The sequence below is a fragment of the Streptomyces sp. HSW2009 genome (assembly GCF_040240285.1).
GTDB lineage: Bacteria > Actinomycetota > Actinomycetes > Streptomycetales > Streptomycetaceae > Streptomyces.
Map to the genome: position 1 here is coordinate 1 of NZ_JBEHZD010000112.1, position 17,301 is coordinate 17,301.

A 17,301-nucleotide genomic window follows, 5' to 3' on the forward strand; every position below is an offset into this window, starting at 1 on the left:
GGCGAGCACCGACACGGGCTCAACGGCAACCCGGCCCAACCGGCCGGAGCAACCCCCCCCCCCCCCCCCCCCCCCCCCCCCCCGCCCCCCCCCCCCCCCCCCGCCCGGGCCCGGGCCCGCCAGCACCAGCCCGATCCGGCCCGACCCGGCCGGGCGGCAGGCACCAGCCCCAACACCCCCACCACCAATCGCAGAGCCCCCCACCAAACACCACCCACCACACCCACCACCGGCCCACGAGGAGCACCCATGGACCTGGTCATCCGCGACGTTCGCGTCATCGACGGCACCGGGGATGCCTCCTACCGGGCCGACGTCGCCGTCGACGGGGGCCGCATCGCCGCCCTCCACCGCGCGACGGACGGCGGGCCGCGCCCCAGCGCACGCCGCACCCTGGAGGCGGACGGCCTCGCGCTGGCCCCCGGCTTCATCGACATGCACGCCCACAGCGACCTGGCGCTGCTGCGCGACCCGGGCCACGAAGCCAAGGTCGCCCAGGGCGTCACCCTTGAAGTACTCGGCCAGGACGGCATCTCGTACGCGCCGGTGGACGAGCGCACGCTCACCGAGGTGCGGGCGCAGATCGCCGGCTGGAACGGCGGCGGGCCCGGCACCGACGACGTCGACTTCACCTGGCGCAGCGTCGGCGACTACCTGGACCGGCTCGACGCCGGCTTCGACGGCCAGGGCATCGCCGTCAACGCCGCGTACCTCATCCCGCAGGGCACCGTGCGGATGCTCGCCCTCGGCTGGGAGGACCGCCCGGCCACCGGGGCCGAGCTGGACCGGATGCGCGAACTGGTCGCCACCGGCCTCGCCGAAGGCGCCGTCGGCCTCTCCTCGGGGCTCACCTACACACCGGGCATGTACGCGTCGGACGCCGAGCTGACCGAGCTGTGTCGGGTGGTCGCCGCGCACGGCGGCTACTACTGCCCGCACCACCGCTCGTACGGCGCCGGCGCCCTGGAGGCGTACGCGGAGATGGTGGACCTCACCCGGGAGGCGGGCTGTGCGCTGCACCTGGCGCACGCCACCATGAACTTCGGCGTCAACGAGGGCCGCGCCCCCGAACTCCTCGCCCTGCTCGACGGGGCGCTGGCCGGCGGCGCCGACATCAGCCTGGACACCTATCCGTACACCCCCGGCTGCACCACGCTGGTCGCGCTGCTGCCCAGTTGGGCGAGCGAGGGCGGGCCGGCGGCGATCACCGCCAGGCTGCGGGACGCGGAGCAGACGGCCCGCATCCGGCACGTGATGGAGGTCGAGGGCGCCGACGGCTGTCACGGCGTGCCCGTCGACTGGGACACCATCGAGATCTCCGGCGTCACCCGGCCGGAGCTGACCGACTCCGTCGGCAAGACGGTGGCGGCCATCGCCGCCGAGCGCGGCGAGGAGCCGTTCACCACCGCCCACCGGCTGCTGCTCGACGACCACCTCGGCACCACGATCCTCCAGCACGTCGGCCACGAGGAGAACGTCCGGGCGATCATGCGGCACCCGGTGCACACCGGTGGCAGCGACGGCATCCTCCAGGGCGAGAAGCCGCACCCGCGCGCGTACGGCACCTTCCCGCAGTACCTCGGCCGGTACGCGCGCGACCTCGGGGTGCTCCCGTTGGAGGAGTGCGTGGCGCATCTCACCTCGCGCCCCGCGGCCCGGCTGCGGCTGCCCGATCGGGGCTTGGTACGGACCGGATACCGAGCTGATCTGGTCCTCTTCGATCCGGACACGGTCGCCGCCGGATCGACATTCGAAGCCCCGCGCACCCTTCCGACCGGTATTCCGCATGTGTTGATCGATGGCCGCTTCGTCATCCAAGACGGCCGCCGGACCGACGTCCTCGCGGGCCGTTCGGTGCGCCGCACCCCCGTCGGCTGACGGGGCCCGCGATCCCCCTGGCCGGGCCGCCCGGACGTGGCGAGAAACACCGAGCGGGTCCCGAAATGCGCCCGTATGGTGGCCCGCATGCAGGTGATCCAGTCAACCAAACTCGCCAACGTCTGCTACGAAATCCGTGGCCCGGTCCTTGAGGAGGCCATGCGGCTTGAGGCGGCAGGACACCGCATCCTCAAGCTCAACACCGGCAATCCGGCGCTCTTCGGCTTCGAGTGCCCGCCGGAGATCCTGGAGGACATGCTCCGCTCGCTCGGCAGCTCGCACGGGTACGGCGACGCCAAGGGCCTGCCGGCGGCCCGGCGCGCGATCGTGCAGCACTACGAGACGCAGGGCATCGACCTGGACGTCGAGGACGTCTACCTGGGCAACGGCGTCTCCGAGCTGATCCAGATGGCGATGCAGGCGCTGCTCGACGACGGCGACGAGGTGCTGGTGCCGGCGCCGGACTACCCGCTGTGGACGGCCGCCGTCTCGCTGTCCGGCGGCACCGCCGTGCACTACCGCTGCGACGAGCAGTCGGACTGGATGCCCGACCTCGCCGACATCGAGCGCAAGATCACCGACCGGACCAAGGCGCTGGTGGTGATCAACCCGAACAATCCGACCGGCGCGGTCTACGACGACGAGATGTTGCGCGGCCTGACCGACATCGCCCGCCGGCACGGGCTGCTGGTCTGCTCGGACGAGATCTACGACAAGATCATCTTCGATGGCGTACGGCACACTCCGACCGCCGCCATCGCCCCCGACCTGCTCACCCTGACGTTCAACGGGCTCTCCAAGAACTACCGGGTGGCCGGCTACCGCAGCGGCTGGATGACGGTCTGCGGCCCCAAGGCCCACGCCGCCAGCTACATCGAGGGCCTGACCATCCTGGCCAACATGCGGCTGTGCGCCAACATGCCGGCCCAGCACGCGGTGGCCGCCGCCCTCGGCGGCCGACAGACCGTCAACGACCTGGTCAAGCCGGGCGGCCGACTCCTCGAACAGCGCGACGTGGCGTACGAGATGCTCACCCAGATCCCGGGCGTGACCTGCGTCAAGCCCAAGGGCGCGCTGTATGCGTTCCCGCGGCTCGACCCCAAGGTCTACAAGATCAAGGACGACCGCCAGATGGTGCTCGACCTGCTCAGGGCCGAGAAGATCATGATCGTCCACGGCACCGGCTTCAACTGGCCGGAGCCCGACCACTTCCGCCTGGTGACCCTCCCCTGTGCGAAGGACCTGGCGGACGCGGTGACCCGAATCGGCGACTTCTTGTCGGGGTACGCGCAGCCGTAGGGGGTGGCTCGCCTTGGGGGGCGCTCCGCGCGGGGTGCGGTTGCGCTCCGCGCCGGGGGTGGCGAGGCTCCCTGCGTTCCGCGGGGGGCGGTGCTCCGTAGCCGGGTTGCGCTCCGCGCGAGGGTGGGGCCGAACATGCCGGACCGCGTGCCGGACCGAAGGCCACGCCCCACCGGCGAGCGCGTCCCACCTACCCGCGCCACTCCGCACCGGCGGCGGGGACGGAATCAGGAACAGAGGCCGAGACGGGGCCGGGGCCCGGGTCGGAGTCGGAGGCCGAGTCCGAGGCCGAAAGCCGCGCCGTGATCCGATCGAACAGTTCCGTCAGCGGCTCGCTGACCTCACGGCCGAAGTCGGTGAGCCCGTACGTGACCTGGGGCGGCGTCGTCGGCTCGACCTCTCGCCGGAGCAGGCCGTCGTCGACCAGCGCGCGCAGGTTCTGGGCGAGCATCTTCTCGCTGACGCCCTGGATGCTCTCGCGGAGCTCGTAGAAACGGAGATCGCCGTTCCGTAGGGCGATCAGGACCCAGATGCCCCATCTGCTGGTCACGTGGTCGACCATGTCCCGCGCGGGGCAGTCCGTGTGAAACACGTCATACCGCTCCGCGGTCCCGACCCCTCTGCGCTGCACGCCTCCCGCCATGTCATGAGCTTACCTTTTGGTACGTCCTTACCAAGAGTTAGCCCCCACTCCTAGCGTGCGGATCAACGAGCCCATCCGACGAAGGAGTTACTCATGATCGTGGTGACCGGGGCCACCGGGAACATCGGCCGGCCGCTGACGCAGGCGCTCGCCGAGGCGGGCCAGCAGGTGACGGCGGTGTCGCGGCACGCGGCGCCGGTACCGGAGGGGGTCCGCCACGTCACGGCCGACCTGGCCGACCCGGCCTCCCTCAGGCCCGCACTGTCCGGCGCGAAGGCGCTCTTCCTACTCCTCTCCGGCGACCTGCACGCGGCGGGTGCCAGCGCCCCCGCCGACGTCGTCCGCGAGGCAGTGAGCAGCGGCGTGCGCCGGCTCGTCCTGCTCTCCACGCTGGGCGTGGTGACCCGCCCGTTCGGCCCCACTCGGGTGGCGATGCGCGCCCTGGAGGACACGGTGCGGGAATCCGGTGCCGAATGGGCCGTACTGCGCCCGGGCGGCTTCGCGTCCAACGCCCTGTGGTGGGCCGATTCGGTCCGCACCGAACGGGTCGTCGCCGCACCCTTCGGCGACGTAGGCGTACCGATCATCGACCCGGCGGACATCGCAGCGGCAGCAGCGACCTGCCTCCTGGAGGCCCAACACACCGGCAAGGCATACGAGTTGACGGGCCCCGAGGTCATCACCCCGCGCCAGCAGACGCAGGCCATCGCCGAAGCCCTCGGCCAGCCGGTCCACTTCCACGAACTCACCCGCGAGGAGGCCAAGGCCGGCATGACCCGGGCCATGCCGCCCGAACTAGCCGACGACACGCTGGACATCATCGGCGCCCCCACCCCCGCGGAACTCCGCATCAGCCCCCACGTCCACGAACTCACGGGCCGCGCTCCGCGCCCGTTCGCGGCGTGGGCCGCGCGGAATGTGGGGGCTTTTCGCTGAGTTGGGGGCGCCCCCGGGGGGTGGGGGGGCTGGCGGTCGCCGCGTACGCGCGCCGGCCGCCCCCGGTCACCGTGCCCCGCGGGCGTCGGCGCCCCGCTAGCCCAGCCGCAACCGGTGCAGCATGAGTAGCGCCGCCACGGCACTCGCGGACCTGACCTCGCCCCGGCCCACGAGGTCGGGCACCGACGCGAGCGGCACCCACTCGCGCCGCGAGGACTCGAAGTCGTCGTCCGGGTCACCCACGCGCTCGGCGCCCTGCGCCCAGTAGACGAGGTGCCGGGAGGTGGAGATGCCCGGCTGAGGGTCCACCGTGAGCAGATGCCGCATGGCCCCCGGGCGCCACCCGGTCTCCTCCTCGCACTCCCGGGCGGCGGCCCCGGCCGGTTCCTCACCGGCCCCGATGCCACCGGAGGGCAACTCCCAGCCCCACGCACCGGTGATGAACCGGTGCCGCCACAACAACAGGACCTCATCCGCCGCATTGACGACGGCGGCGACGGCCACCGGCCGCAGCCGGATGACGGTGTGGTCCAGGTGCCGGCCGTCGGGCAGTTCGACATCGGCCATGTTCACCGTGACCCAGGGGTTCTCGTAGACGGTGCGCTCGCCCAGGTTCTTCCACTGCATGCGGGTTAGTCTGCCGCCATGATTCGCGCAGTGGTCTTCGACGTCGGCGAGTGCCTGGTGGATGAGACACGGGAGTACGGCACGTGGGCCGACTGGCTCGGCGTTCCCCGGCACACCTTTCACGCGCTGTTCGGCGCTGTCATCGCCCAGGGCCGCGACTACCGGGAGACGTTCCAGGAGGTACGGCCGGGGTTCGACCTGTACGCCGAGCGGGAGCGGCGTGCTCGGGCCGGGCAGCCCGAGCGCTTCGGCGAGGAGGACCTGTACGCGGACGTCCGACCAGCGCTCGGCGAGCTCCGCCGTGCCGGCCTGTGGCTGGGCATCGCCGGGAACCAGACCGTCCGCGCGGGTGCGATCCTGCGTGAACTCTTCACCCCGGACGTGGACTTGATCGGCACCTCCGACGACTGGGACGCGAGCAAGCCCGACCCCGAGTTCTTCCGGCGCGTCGCCGCAGCCGTACCGTTCGACGCGGCCGAGACGCTGTATGTCGGCGACCGCGTGGACAACGACATCGCCCCGGCCCGGCAGGCAGGCATGCGCACCGCACTGATCCGGCGCGGCCCCTGGGCCACGATCCAATGGGAGACCGAGGACGCGCGCAAGCTCCCCACGTTCCGGGTGGAGAGCCTGCGCGAGCTCGCTGCCCTGATCGAAGGCTTCACCGACTGAGCGCGCTGACGGTCGTGCCTCGGTCGTCCATCGGATGCTGGACGGGTTCAACCGTCACCGGCTTGACGTGGCAGCGGCACACACTCGCCTGCGCGACTATGCACAGGCGGTCAAGGTCCTGACAGGCATTCAGGCCCGCGTCCCTGAGTGGCTGGCGCAGCAGCGGTACGCCCAGGACGTTGGGCAGGATGTCGTGGCTCGCCGGCGGGCGTCGACCGCAGAGATGCGGCAGTTGGCGGACGCCGTCCGATTGCCGTTGTAGGACACACGCAGGTTACTTCGAAGTGGGGGGCGAAACACCCCCTACGTCTGGGTTCCGCCCGGCCCCGCACGTGATCACGCGAAGGGCCGCCTCCGTGTCCGACAGGTCGCCCAGCACGGCCGCCGCGCCCGCCTCGCGTAGCTGGTCCGCCCCCGTCCTCCCCGTCGCGACACCGATGGACCGCACCCCGTTCGCCACTCCGCCGCGTACGTCAGCCGGGGTGTCACCCAGCAAAACGGCCTGGGCAGGGCGCACACCCGCCCGCTTCAAAGCGATGCGGACCAGCTCCGGGCGCTCCTCGGCGTCCTCTCCGAACGCTGCGGCGTCGAGATCCACGTACGCGTCCAGGCCGAAGGCGGCGAGCTTGATCACGGCGGCTTCGCGGACGTTGCCCGTCACCACCGTCTGCCGGATTCCGCGCCGCGCCACAGCCGCCAACAGCGACGGCACCCCAGGAAGCGCGCACCCGCGCTCGCGCAGGTCAGCAGCGTGCCGTACGTGCGCGGCGCCCAAGGCCCGCGCGAACTCCGCGAACAGCTCCACCGAGTCGGGCAGTTCATGCATCCGGGCCGTCTCACGGAAGATCACCGGCTCCGTCAGCCCATCGACGCGCACCTGCTCACGCATCGTCACACCTGTCACCTGATCGAACGCTTCCGCCCACAACTCCCGCCCCACGCCCCGGGTGTCCACGAGGGTGTGGTCGATGTCCCACAGAACCAGCAGCCCATCTGGCATTGCTGTCACCACCTCTCGGTGGGCCCTAATCTGGGCCCAGAATCGCGGCACGGAGGCTGACATGGTCGCACCCGATCTACCTATCGGGGGCAGGATCAGGCACCACCAAAGCTGCCGCGACAGGACGCCTACCAGCAACACAACGGCCCCCGCCGGGTGTTGGCGGAGGCCGTTAGCTGATCCCCCGGCCGGCCGGGAGTACCGTTCTGAGTGTCTACGTCAGAACGGAGTTCAGTATGCCTGAACCTGCCAACCTGGGTGACCGTCTCACCGACATCCGCAAACGAAGGGGCCTGTCGCAGCAGGCCCTGGCCGATGCCTCCGGTGTGTCGCTGAGTACCATCCGCAAGCTGGAACAACACCAGTCACCCACCGCCCGCCTGGCAACGGTGCAGAAGCTAGCGATGGCTCTGCGCGTCACCACCACCGACATCCTCAAGCGTGGCGACGCTCCCACTAACCCTGAGCCGGCCCCGGCCGAATGGCTGCCCGTCCGGCAGGCCGTGGAACTGCCGCCGCCGACGAGCGCCCCGGACGAGTCACCCACCCTGGAGAGCGTGCAGGCTGCGGCCGGCCAGGTACGCGACCTCCGCGCCGCCGCCCACCTGAGCGATGCGGCGATTCTCCTGCCCCACGTAATGCGCGATGCCGAGGCATTGGGCGACCAACCCGGAGCGCGCGACATACGTGCCTACGCACTCCAACTAGCCGGCTCTCTTCTCACACAGACCCACCAGTACGAGACCGCAACCACCGCGCTGGAGCAGGCCCTAGCCGCTGCGCAGGACCAGCACCGCGCAGCGTCCATCGTGGGAACCATGTGCTGGTTGCACATCCGGCAGGGTCACTTACACGAGGCGCGCACGCTGGCAACTCGATGGGCGGATGACGTGGAGCCGCGCATGAGCCGCGCGAGCGCCGATGATCTCGCCGCGTGGGGCCAGTTGCTCCTGTCCGTCGCTGCGGCGGCCGTGCGAGATGCCCGCACAGACGAGGCAAAAGACGCGCTCCGACTCGCTCGGGGAGCCGCAGTGATGACCGGTTGCGAACTACCGCTCGGTGCGCGCATGGACCCGTGGGGGCCACTGACCGTGGCGTACAAGAGGAGCGAACGGCACATGGTGCTGGACCAGCCGGACAAGGTGTTGGACATCGCTGCGGACACAGAAGCACGCACACCGGCGGCGAGTCGGATGCTGGACGGGTTCAACCGTCACCGGCTTGACGTGGCAGCGGCACACACTCGCCTGCGCGACTATGCGCAGGCGGTCAAGGTCCTGACAGGCATTCAGGCCCGGGTCCCTGAGTGGCTGGCGCAGCAGCGGTACGCCCAGGACGTTGTGCAGGACGTCGTGGCTCGCCGTCGGACGTTGACCACAGAGATGCGGCAGTTGGCGGACACCGTCCGATTGCCGTTGTAGGACACACGCAGGTTACTTCGAGGTGGAGCCCGCGCAAAGTGCCATGGTGCGGGCCCCATCACGCCTTTACGGTCAGTCATCAGGCAATCACCCCTGATGACACCGGAGGCTGCGCCATGCCGACCGAAGCCGGACGAAACACCCCCTACGCCTGGGTCCCGCCCGACCGTGGCACGAACCGTTTGCGTGTCGGGGAGTTCGGCTGGCGCGCCCTCACCCCGTACCGGCCCCTCACGCCGTACCGGCCCCTCGCCCCCGCGAGCCACCTCGCTGACGCCATCGCTTCCCCACACCCCGGGTGGGCCCGATGATCGCCCTCGACTGGACCCCACCCCCGTGCCACCACCCCGTGCTCCTGCCAGCCGGCCGTCAGTGGGACGCCATCCGCACCTCGCTCCCCATCGCCACCCGCGCCTTCCCGTACCTGCACGGCGCGGAGAGCTGCGCCACCATCATCGACCGGCGCGCCCACACCGCCGTCTGGCTCATCCCACCAGGCCAAGCGACCGACGCACCCTGGGAACAGTGGCAACGACTATCCCCCCACGTCGCCGCCTTCCCCCTCGCGCCCGAACCCACCTACATCGCCTACATCGGCGTACCACCAGCCGCCCGACGCGGCGGCCCCGGCATCCACTGGCGACGACCGAACGGCTGGGCCGGCCGATACGTCGTAGCCGACACCGAACTCCTGGCCCGCGCCCTCGCAGCAGCCGTCACCAGCGTCCACGGACCCGACGCCCTGGCCCGCCAATGCCGAGTCTGCCGACAGACCGTGCCCCACACCCACGCCGTCACCGCCATCGGCCGACTCAACCCCACCGACCACCGCCCACGACGCCTCATCGCCCACCGCGACTGCGCCCGCGGCATGACCATCGAGGGCCAACCATGACCCGCAGCCTCCACCGCTACGTCACCATGCACCTCGCCCCCGACCCGGACGCCGACCCCTACACCGTCCGCGCCACCTGCGGCACCTGCGTCGACCGCTCACCCGCGCCCGACCCCGAGGGGACCATCAGCGAGCAGTACGAACAGGCAATGCAGTGGTGCAACGACCACGCCGCCACCGACCACCCCGACGGACGCCACTTACGCTTCGTCTCCACCGCCACCGTCCACTGGCGCGTCACCCCCTCCGAAGACATCGGCCCAGAAGCACCCTGAACAGGGACGATGACCTCGCCCACCGCGTCGGCGCCCGGCACCTACTAAGACTCGCGGAGCCACCCCCACGCACCACGCCGGAAGGGTCCGGCGGCACTAGGGTGGCACCGCAATCCGTGAGCAGAGACGAGGGAGAGGGCCCGGTGCGACGCCGTCAACTCCTGGCCGGTCTGGCCGGAACCAGCGCCGGCGTGGCGCTTGGGGGGCCGGCCGCCGCGCACGCTCCGGCGCGGCCGAGCCTGTCCGGGCTGGAGGACCTGCTGCTGCATCGGCAGCCCCCGGCCGCGATCGAGGCCGACGCCACGCTGGACTCGGTCAGCGCGGCGGTGCGCGCCTCCCGGCTCGACTTCAGCGGCTGCCGCTACGACCGTCTCGCCCGCGCCCTCCCCCAGCGGATCGCGCTCGCCGAGGCGCTGCGTACGAACGGCCGGCCGGAGCAGGCGGCGCCCGCGGTCGCCGAGCTCTACAACACCGCGACCCGGCTGTGCATCAAGCTCGGCGAGGACGGCATGGCCGCCGTCACCGCGGACCGGGCCCTCACCGCGGCGCTCGACGGCGGGGACGTCCTCGCCATCGCGGAGGCCCACCGGATGGTCTCCTCCGCCTGGCGGCGGCAGGGCCACTACGCCCGCGCCACCGACGTCGCCGTGGCCGCCGCCGAACACCTGGTCGGCGACCGCACCGCCGACGTCACCGAACGGCTCTCCGTACAGGGCAACCTCTACGCGACGGCCGCCTACACCGCCGCGAAACAGGGTGACCGGCACACCGCCCACGCCCTCATCGCCGAGGCCCGGGCGACCGCCGGCCGGCTCGGGCACGACGCGCTCCTGCGCGGTACGGCCTTCGGCCCCAACCAGGTTCTCCTGCACCAGGTTTCGGTCAGTTACCTGCTCGGTGATGCGGGCCAGGCCATCGAGCAGGCCCGGCGCATCGATACCGGGGCCCTGCCCACCGCCGAACGCCGCGCCCGCTACTGGGTCGACGTCGCCCGCGCCTTCGACCAGTGGGGCAAGCCCGACCGCTGCTACCGGGCCCTGCTGGCCGCGGAACGAGCGGCGCCGCAGGAAGTGCGCCGGGACTCCGTCCTCACCATCGCGACCGGCCTCCTGCGGCACGACCGCGCCCTACCCGACGTCCGCGCCTTCGCCCACCGCGTCGGCGCCCCCACCTGACCAGCCCCGTCGCCACCCCGCCACCACCCCCGTACCCCGTCACAAGCCGATCGGCCGCGCCCCCGTCGCCCCCGCCGACAACTCCCACAGCCGGGCCGCCGATTCGGGGGACACCGCGTATGCGCGGACGCCGCCGGCGTCCATCGGCTCGTCCGGGGTGGAGACGCGGGCCACCTCGCAGTCCTCCAGGTAGAGGCCGCCGCGGCCGGTGAGGAGGGGGGAGGTCGCCGCCCACAGGCCGGTGGCGGCGCCTTGCGAGGGGGTCTTGAAGTCGGGGCCGATCACCTTGCCCCGGGCGTCGATCCAGCCGCGGTCGATCTGTTCCTGTTGGCTCAGCTCCCGCTGGAGACCCGTGATGATCTTGCCGGGGTGGAGGGCGAACGCCCGGACTCCGTCGCCCCGGCCGAGCGCGTCCAGGTGCACGGCGAACAGCGCGTTCGCCGTCTTCGCCTGGCCGTACGCGAGCCACTTGTCGTAACCGGTGCGGAAGTGCGGGTCGTGCCAGCGGATGTCGGTCAGGGTGTGGCCGGCGGAGCTGTTGACCACCACGCGCGCGCCGCCGGCCGCGGCCAGCAGCGGGTAGACCTCGCTGACCAGCGCGAAGTGGCCGAGGTGGTTGGCCGCGAACTGGCTCTCCCAGCCGGGGCCGACGCGCCGCTCCGGCGTGGCCATCACACCCGCCACCGCCAGCAGCAGGTCGAGCCGGTCGAGCCGGTCGGCCAGGTGCGCGGCGGCGGCGCGCACGCTCGCGAGGTCGGTCAGGTCCAGCGGGACGACCTCACAGCGCGGTACGTCGCGCAGCGCGGCGCGGGCGGTCTCGGGGCGGCGGGCCGGCACGATGACGCGCGCCCCGGCGGCGGCGAGCGCGCGCGTGGTCTCCAGGCCGAGCCCGGAGTAGCCCCCGGTCACCAGGGCGGTCCTGCCGGACAGGTCGAACCCGGCCAGCACCTCGCTCGCCGTGCTGGCCGCGGAGTGGGGCGATCCGATGGGCTGCTGCTCAGAAGTGCTCATGGCGCCGAAGTTACGATCTAGAGCGAGGTCTAGATCAAGTCGTAGGCTGCCCCGCATGACCAGCGGGAGCAGTGCCGGAGGCGGTGGCGGTAACAGCGGCGGGAGCAGCGGCTCCACCGCGTCCGAGCAGCCGCTCGGCATCGGGGAGGTCGCCGCGCGGACCGGGCTCAGCGTGCACGCGTTGCGGTTCTACGAGCGGGAAGGGCTGCTGGTCGGGCCGGTGCGCCGGAGTTCGGGCGGGCGGCGCCAGTACGCCGCCGTCGACGTGGAGTGGCTGCTGATCTGCGTCAAGCTGCGCGAATCGGGCATGCCGCTCGCCGACCTCAAGCGCTTCGCCGCGCTGGTGCGGCAGGGCCCGGGCAACGAGGCGGAGCGGCTGCGGCTGCTCGACGCCCACCGGCTGCGCGTCGACGCGCAGATCAGGGCGCTTGAGGAGTGCCGTTCGGTGATCACCTGGAAGGTCGGCGTGTACGCGGAACACCTCGCCCGCGGCGCGGCCGGCGGCCTCTGGGACCCCACCGCGACCTGACCCCACCATCACCTGGTCCCACCGCGACGCCACCACCTGGTCCCACCACCACCTGGCACCACCGTGACCTGGCCTCACCGCGACCTGACGCCGGGCCTGCCGGACACCGGCCCACCTATCGCCGACCTGCCGGACACCGGCCCACCTATCGCCGACACCGCGCCGGCCCACCTCACACCACCCCGCCTACCGCCGGCACCGCGCACCGGTCCGCCCGGCGGTGACCGGCCGCCCGCGCCGGGGCCGTACGCGCCGCCGCCCAGCCGCCCCACCGACGTGCGGGCACCTCGCGACCAGCGATCACGCGGCCATCGCCGCGCCGAGGTGCGGCGCGAAGTGCTCGGCGACCTCCGCGGCCACGGCCGCCGCGTCGCGCGTCCCGTCGACCTCGATGACGCGGATGCCCAGGCGGCGGGCGTTCCGTACTGCGTCATCGGCGATCAGCCGGTCCCGGGCGAGGCGGTTGGCCTGGGCGCGGGCCGGGTCGCTGACGGGGGCGTTGAGGGTTCCCGCCCGCGGGAGGGTGCGGACCTGGTGCTGGCGGAACTCCTCGGTGGGGACGAGGACGACCATCCGCCGGAGGGAGTCGAGCAGCGGCGCGACCAACTCGGGGCGCAGCCCCCACCCCTCGGCGATCGCCGGCCGGCCGGTGAACAGGGCGCGCAGGTCGTCCAGCGCCCACTCGAAGCGGACCGGGAAACCAGCCAGCGTCTCGGCGGCCATCTCCGCCGGGGCCCGGTCCGACCAGACCTGGTCGGGGGTGGGGTCCGCCACGGGCTCGCCCAGGGCGACCCGACGCGCGATCCGGCGGTCCTGATGGCCGCGGGCGTCGTGGTAGTCGTAGTGGTAAGCCGTCAATCCGTACTTTTGGGCGACGAGTTCGGAAACGGTGGTCTTGCCGGACCACTGCGCACCGCCGATCCACAGCGCGCGCCGCAGGCTGCCGTGTGGGTCCCAGAGGTCTGGCATGCGTGTCCTCCCGTTGGCGAGCGGTACGGGGCTCCGCCCGGCACGAGTCTCCTGGTGCGGCAGCGAAAATTGCAGTCTTGTCTTCGCGGGGTGGTTCACAGAGAGTGGAAGGGAGGGCCGCTCCGGCCCGCCCCCCCCCCCCCCCCGCCCCGGCCCCGGCCCCCCCCAACCCCCCCCCCCCGGGCCCCCCCCCCCCCCCCCCCCCCCCCCGCCCCACGCCGGCCAGGCCCCGTACCACCCCATCCCGCCGGCCCGGCCCCGTACCCCCGTCCCACCGGTCCCATCCCCGCCCCATCCCGCCGGAACGGCACCTAGCACGGCCGCCAACCCCCCTCCCCGATCAACCCGGCACGCACACGGAACAGTTGACGTACTGCGATACCTCATTCACCCCCCATTCACCGGACGCAGCCCGGAATGTGGGTTTCCGGAGCGATGCTGCACCCCTGGATTACGCACCGCTCGTGCGGCGGTGCCTCGGGGGGAGTGAGGCGCGTGAAACGCATCCTCGGCATCGTGTTGGCAGCCGTTCTGATCGGCGGCGTCATCACGGCGGTCGTCCTGGGTCGGGACGACGGCTCCGGGGGGACCAGTACGACGAAGGTACGGGGTGTCATCGGGTCCGAGAAGGCCGAGTTCTTCCAGGACGAGCGGGTCCGCGAGGCCCTCGCCGACCAGGGCTTCGAGGTCGAGACGGAGTCCTCGGGGTCCTGGGACATGAAGGGGCTCGACCTGGGCGGCGAGGACTTCGCCTTCCCCGGCAGCTTCGCCCCCGCCGAATCGCTGCGCAGCGGCCACAAGACGGCCGGGCCCACCACGCGGCCCTTCTACTCGCCGCGGGGGGTGCGCGCCCGGCGGCCGGCCGCCGAGACGCTGGCCCGCAACCGGTACGTCAAGCTGAGCGGCCAGCCCGGCCGCGAGGGCTCCGGCACCCTGCGGATGTCGGTGTTCCTGGACGCCGTGAAGAAGGACACCGCCTGGCAGGACCTGTCGGGCGCCGGCGAGTTCGCCGAGCTCAAGGGCGCGCTCAGCATCTCCAGCACCGACCCGCTGGCCTCCAACTCCGGTGCGCTCTACCTCGCCACCGCCGCGTACGTCGGCAACGGCAACCGGCCGGTGACCGACCGGCAGGGCGTCGAGGCCGTCACGCCGCTCACCCGCAAGCTCGTCGCCGTGCAGGGCTACCAGAAGGTCAACAGCGACGACCTGTTCCGGGACTTCACCACCGGCGTCGGCACCCCGCTGGTGCTCGCCTACGAGTCGCAGATCGCCGCCCCCCTGCTGCGCGGCGAGTCCGCCGACGACATCGTGGTGCTCTACCCGGACACCACCGTCTTCAGCGACCACTCGCTGGTGCCGTTCACCGACAACGGCCGCAAGCTCGGCGAACTCCTCAGGAGCGACCCCACGCTGCGCAAGTTGGCCGTGCAGCACGGGTTCCGGCCGACCGACGGCACCTCCGAGTTCGACTCGGCCACCGCCAAGTACAGCGCCCACCTGCGCCAGAAGCTGACCGGAACGGTCCAGCAGGCCCAGCCGCCGCGGGCCGACGTGATGCGGGACATCGCCCAGCGCTCCCGCGCCCAGAAGTGAGGGACGCCCCACCATGCAGCCACTGTCACCGCCCGACCCGCGGGTCGAGTCCCCGCTGGTGCTCACCCCGCCCGAGCCGGTAGCGGCCGTGCCCAAGGAGTCGGCCGTCGGCCTGGTGCCGCTCGGCGACGAGGTCGCCGCCGAGATGACGGCCAGGGCCACCGAGTACGTCGAATCGATAGCCGAACTCGACGCCCGATCGCCGGAGTTCGCCAGCCGCATCGGCGAGATCACCGAACTGGGCGCGGGCGAGATCCGCAGCGCCGCCCAGCAGTCCAACCGGATGCTGGACCGCACCGTACGCGCCCTGGCCGACGGCAAGGGCGGGCCCGGCGGTCAGGCCGGCGACGCCCAGGGCCGGGTCTCCAGCAGCCTGGTCGAACTGCGCCGCACCGTGGAGGACCTGGACCCGCGCGACACCCCGGGGCGCGGCGCCCGCCGGCTGCTCGCCAAGCTGCCCGGCGGCAACAAGCTCCGCGACCACGTCGCGAAGTACGCGTCCGCCCAGGGCACCCTCAACAAGATCGTCGGCAGTCTCCGGTCCGGCCAGGACGAACTGCGCCGCGACAACGCCTCGCTGCACACCGAGCGGGTCAGGCTCTGGGAGACGATGGGCAAGCTCCAGGAGTACGCGGTCCTCACCGAGGCCCTGGACACGGCCGTCGACCAGCGGGTCGCCGCGCTGGAGGCCGTCGACCCGGCCGCGGCCGACGCGCTCCGCGCCGACGTGCTCTTCCCCATCCGGCAGAAGCACCAGGACCTGCTCACCCAACTCGCCGTGTGCGCCCAGGGCTATCTGGCCATGGACGTCGTACGGCGCAACAACGACGAGCTGATCAAGGGCGTCGAGCGGGCCGCGACCACCACCGTCTCTGCGCTGCGGATCGCCGTCATGCTCGCCGCCGCGCTGGAGAACCAGCGCAAGGTCGTCGAGCAGGTCAACGCGTTGCGCGGGACGACCGAGGAGCTGATCCGCGGCAACGCGGAGATGCTGGCCACCCAGAGCGGCGAGATCCAGCGCATCGCGGCCGACCCGGCGGTGGGCGCGGAGACGCTGCGCACCGCCTTCCAGCAGATCTACCGGACGCTGGACACCATCGACACGTACAAGGCCCGTGCGACGGAGTCGATGGCCGCCACCGTCGAGTCACTGACCAACGAACTCCACCAGGCCAGTGCGTACATCGAGCGCGCACGCAGCAAGCCCGACGCGGGCGGAGAGCAGCGATGAGACCGATCCGACGCCCGGCCGCCCGCCGCACCCCGGCGACCGACGCCACCGCCCGCACTCCAGTGACCGACGCGACGGCCCGCACGCTGGCCACCGAGAACGGCCAGGTCGGCCCGCGCAGCCGCCGGCGGCGCCCGGTGCGGCTGCTGTCCACCGTCACCGCGGCCGTTCTCGCCCTCGCCCTGGCCGCCGGCTGCTCCGGCTCCGACGGGGGCGGCGGGGACGACGACAAGGACCAGCGGGGCCAGGGCCGCTCCCCCGGCACCCTGCGGGTGCTGGCCAGCAGCGAACTGGCCGACGTGTGGCCCGTACTGGAGGAGGCCGAGCGGGCCACCGGCGTCAAGGTCGAGCCGACCTGGACCGGCACCCTGGACGGCGCGCAGCAGGTGGCGTCGGGCAAGGCCGACGGCAAGTACGACGCGGTGTGGCTGGCCTCCAACGACTACCTGCGGCTGCTCACCGGCGAGAGCAAGAAGCTGCGCACCCAGACCCCGATCGTCTCCTCGCCGGTGGCGCTCGGCGTGCGGTCGGCCGCCGTGCAGCGGCTGGGCTGGAACCCGGAGAAGGTCACCTGGGCGCAGGTCCACCAGGCCGTCACCGACGGCAAGCTCAACTACGGCATGACCGACCCGGTCCGCTCCAACTCCGGCTACTCCGCACTGATCGCCCTGACCTCCGCGCTCTCCGGCGCGCAGTCCGCGCTCACCGAGGACGACGTCAAGAAGGCGTCGCCCAAGCTGCGCGAGTTCTTCGCCGGGCAGCGGCTGACCTCCGGCTCCTCCGGCTGGCTCGCGCAGGCCTTCGCCCGCCGCGCCTCCCAGGAACCGCAGGTCGACGCGCTGATCAACTACGAGTCCGTACTGCTCTCGCTCAAGCGCGGCAAGCTCACGAACGGCACGGGCACGCCGGGCGCCGACGGCGCGCAGCAGGGCGACGCGGTGGCCGGCATCAGCGATCTGACCATCATCCGGCCCACCGACGGCGTCATCACCGCCAACTACCCGCTGAGCCTGCTGTCGTCGGCCGCCCCCTCGGCCCGCGCCGCCGACACCCCGCGCTCCCCCCCCCAGCGCGCGCCCCCCGCCCCGCCCGCGCGGCCCGCCCCGCCCCGGCCGCGCCCCGGGGGCGCCGCCCGCCACCCCCCCCC

At 72.4% G+C, this 17,301-nt stretch carries 17 protein-coding genes; 12 read left to right on the forward strand and 5 right to left on the reverse strand.

The window, feature by feature from the left end:
* Positions 1-249 precede the first annotated feature (249 nt).
* A complete protein-coding gene (locus AAHZ94_RS11555; protein ID WP_349992747.1) occupies positions 250-1,878 on the forward strand; it encodes an N-acyl-D-amino-acid deacylase family protein in 1,629 nt (542 codons plus the stop codon).
* An 87-nt stretch (positions 1,879-1,965) separates the two neighbouring features.
* A complete protein-coding gene (locus AAHZ94_RS11560) occupies positions 1,966-3,177 on the forward strand; it encodes a pyridoxal phosphate-dependent aminotransferase (RefSeq protein ID WP_349992722.1) in 1,212 nt (403 codons plus the stop codon).
* Between the two features lie 190 nt (positions 3,178-3,367).
* On the opposite strand, the gene AAHZ94_RS11565 is transcribed toward AAHZ94_RS11560, so the two are convergent.
* Positions 3,368-3,820 (reverse strand): winged helix-turn-helix transcriptional regulator, encoded by a 453-nt coding sequence (locus tag AAHZ94_RS11565; RefSeq protein ID WP_349992724.1) that lies wholly within the window; start codon positions 3,818-3,820, stop codon positions 3,368-3,370.
* A 93-nt stretch (positions 3,821-3,913) separates the two neighbouring features.
* Here AAHZ94_RS11565 and AAHZ94_RS11570 point away from each other — a divergent pair, with 93 nt between their 5' ends.
* Entirely contained in the window at positions 3,914-4,756 is an 843-nt protein-coding gene (locus AAHZ94_RS11570) for an SDR family oxidoreductase (RefSeq protein ID WP_349992726.1), read from the forward strand.
* Positions 4,757-4,852: 96 nt separating this feature from the next.
* Here AAHZ94_RS11570 and AAHZ94_RS11575 read toward each other — a convergent pair whose 3' ends face one another.
* A complete protein-coding gene (locus AAHZ94_RS11575; protein ID WP_349992727.1) occupies positions 4,853-5,383 on the reverse strand; it encodes an NUDIX domain-containing protein in 531 nt (176 codons plus the stop codon).
* 18 nt (positions 5,384-5,401) lie between these two features.
* On the opposite strand from AAHZ94_RS11575, the gene AAHZ94_RS11580 reads away from it, so the two are divergent.
* The gene (locus AAHZ94_RS11580; protein WP_349992728.1) at positions 5,402-6,055 is read left to right on the forward strand and encodes an HAD family hydrolase; all 654 of its coding nucleotides are present in this window, start codon (positions 5,402-5,404) and stop codon (positions 6,053-6,055) included.
* A 274-nt stretch (positions 6,056-6,329) separates the two neighbouring features.
* Here the strand turns inward: AAHZ94_RS11580 and AAHZ94_RS11585 are convergent, their stop codons facing one another.
* Complete coding sequence (locus tag AAHZ94_RS11585) at positions 6,330-7,055, reverse strand: HAD family hydrolase (protein WP_349992730.1); 726 nt, start codon at positions 7,053-7,055, stop codon at positions 6,330-6,332.
* A gap of 236 nt (positions 7,056-7,291) precedes the next feature.
* Between AAHZ94_RS11585 and AAHZ94_RS11590 the strand changes: the two genes are divergently transcribed.
* The 4 genes from AAHZ94_RS11590 (at position 7,292) to AAHZ94_RS11605 (ending at position 10,821) form a co-directional block, all read left to right on the forward strand.
* Positions 7,292-8,476 (forward strand): helix-turn-helix domain-containing protein, encoded by a 1,185-nt coding sequence (locus AAHZ94_RS11590; RefSeq protein ID WP_349992732.1) that lies wholly within the window; start codon positions 7,292-7,294, stop codon positions 8,474-8,476.
* 307 nt (positions 8,477-8,783) lie between these two features.
* Positions 8,784-9,371: a hypothetical protein gene (locus AAHZ94_RS11595; protein ID WP_349992733.1), complete on the forward strand. Its 588-nt coding sequence runs from the start codon at positions 8,784-8,786 to the stop codon at positions 9,369-9,371.
* A complete protein-coding gene (locus tag AAHZ94_RS11600; protein ID WP_349992735.1) occupies positions 9,368-9,646 on the forward strand; it encodes a DUF7848 domain-containing protein in 279 nt (92 codons plus the stop codon). Before AAHZ94_RS11595 ends, AAHZ94_RS11600 begins: the two co-directional genes overlap by 4 nt.
* A 116-nt stretch (positions 9,647-9,762) precedes the next feature.
* On the forward strand, positions 9,763-10,821 hold the full coding sequence (locus AAHZ94_RS11605; RefSeq protein ID WP_349992737.1) for an XRE family transcriptional regulator: 1,059 nt from the start codon (positions 9,763-9,765) through the stop codon (positions 10,819-10,821).
* Between the two features lie 39 nt (positions 10,822-10,860).
* Here AAHZ94_RS11605 and AAHZ94_RS11610 read toward each other — a convergent pair whose 3' ends face one another.
* A complete protein-coding gene (locus AAHZ94_RS11610) occupies positions 10,861-11,832 on the reverse strand; it encodes an SDR family NAD(P)-dependent oxidoreductase (RefSeq protein WP_349992739.1) in 972 nt (323 codons plus the stop codon).
* A gap of 55 nt (positions 11,833-11,887) precedes the next feature.
* Between AAHZ94_RS11610 and AAHZ94_RS11615 the strand changes: the two genes are divergently transcribed.
* Positions 11,888-12,361 carry a MerR family transcriptional regulator gene (locus AAHZ94_RS11615; RefSeq protein ID WP_349992740.1) on the forward strand — a complete coding sequence of 158 codons (474 nt, stop codon included), beginning with the start codon at positions 11,888-11,890 and terminating at the stop codon, positions 12,359-12,361.
* Between the two features lie 300 nt (positions 12,362-12,661).
* Here the strand turns inward: AAHZ94_RS11615 and AAHZ94_RS11620 are convergent, their stop codons facing one another.
* Positions 12,662-13,330 carry a hypothetical protein gene (locus tag AAHZ94_RS11620; RefSeq protein WP_349992742.1) on the reverse strand — a complete coding sequence of 223 codons (669 nt, stop codon included), beginning with the start codon at positions 13,328-13,330 and terminating at the stop codon, positions 12,662-12,664.
* A gap of 495 nt (positions 13,331-13,825) precedes the next feature.
* On the opposite strand from AAHZ94_RS11620, the gene AAHZ94_RS11625 reads away from it, so the two are divergent.
* The 3 genes from AAHZ94_RS11625 to AAHZ94_RS11635 all read left to right on the forward strand — a co-directional run.
* Positions 13,826-14,923, forward strand: a complete 1,098-nt coding sequence (locus AAHZ94_RS11625; RefSeq protein WP_349992743.1) for a hypothetical protein — start codon at positions 13,826-13,828, stop codon at positions 14,921-14,923.
* A 13-nt stretch (positions 14,924-14,936) separates the two neighbouring features.
* Positions 14,937-16,154, forward strand: a complete 1,218-nt coding sequence (locus tag AAHZ94_RS11630) for a toxic anion resistance protein (protein ID WP_349992745.1) — start codon at positions 14,937-14,939, stop codon at positions 16,152-16,154.
* A partial coding sequence (locus AAHZ94_RS11635; protein ID WP_349992746.1) for a substrate-binding domain-containing protein occupies positions 16,151-17,301 on the forward strand: 1,151 nt, incomplete at its 3' end. The genes AAHZ94_RS11630 and AAHZ94_RS11635, both read left to right, overlap by 4 nt.

What these genes read in the sequence shown, in the direction of transcription:
- AAHZ94_RS11570 (WP_349992726.1), top strand. Translation starts at nt 3,914, where the DNA reads ATGATCGTGGTGACCGGGGCCACCGGGAACATCGGCCGGCCGCTGACG.
- AAHZ94_RS11610 (WP_349992739.1), bottom strand. Translation starts at nt 11,832, where the DNA reads ATGAGCACTTCTGAGCAGCAGCCCATCGGATCGCCCCACTCCGCGGCC.
- AAHZ94_RS11595 (WP_349992733.1), top strand. Translation starts at nt 8,784, where the DNA reads ATGATCGCCCTCGACTGGACCCCACCCCCGTGCCACCACCCCGTGCTC.
- AAHZ94_RS11620 (WP_349992742.1), bottom strand. Translation starts at nt 13,330, where the DNA reads ATGCCAGACCTCTGGGACCCACACGGCAGCCTGCGGCGCGCGCTGTGG.
- AAHZ94_RS11615 (WP_349992740.1), top strand. Translation starts at nt 11,888, where the DNA reads ATGACCAGCGGGAGCAGTGCCGGAGGCGGTGGCGGTAACAGCGGCGGG.
- AAHZ94_RS11560 (WP_349992722.1), top strand. Translation starts at nt 1,966, where the DNA reads ATGCAGGTGATCCAGTCAACCAAACTCGCCAACGTCTGCTACGAAATC.
- AAHZ94_RS11630 (WP_349992745.1), top strand. Translation starts at nt 14,937, where the DNA reads ATGCAGCCACTGTCACCGCCCGACCCGCGGGTCGAGTCCCCGCTGGTG.
- AAHZ94_RS11580 (WP_349992728.1), top strand. Translation starts at nt 5,402, where the DNA reads ATGATTCGCGCAGTGGTCTTCGACGTCGGCGAGTGCCTGGTGGATGAG.
- AAHZ94_RS11555 (WP_349992747.1), top strand. Translation starts at nt 250, where the DNA reads ATGGACCTGGTCATCCGCGACGTTCGCGTCATCGACGGCACCGGGGAT.
- AAHZ94_RS11575 (WP_349992727.1), bottom strand. Translation starts at nt 5,383, where the DNA reads ATGCAGTGGAAGAACCTGGGCGAGCGCACCGTCTACGAGAACCCCTGG.
- AAHZ94_RS11565 (WP_349992724.1), bottom strand. Translation starts at nt 3,820, where the DNA reads ATGGCGGGAGGCGTGCAGCGCAGAGGGGTCGGGACCGCGGAGCGGTAT.
- AAHZ94_RS11590 (WP_349992732.1), top strand. Translation starts at nt 7,292, where the DNA reads ATGCCTGAACCTGCCAACCTGGGTGACCGTCTCACCGACATCCGCAAA.
- AAHZ94_RS11585 (WP_349992730.1), bottom strand. Translation starts at nt 7,055, where the DNA reads ATGCCAGATGGGCTGCTGGTTCTGTGGGACATCGACCACACCCTCGTG.
- AAHZ94_RS11600 (WP_349992735.1), top strand. Translation starts at nt 9,368, where the DNA reads ATGACCCGCAGCCTCCACCGCTACGTCACCATGCACCTCGCCCCCGAC.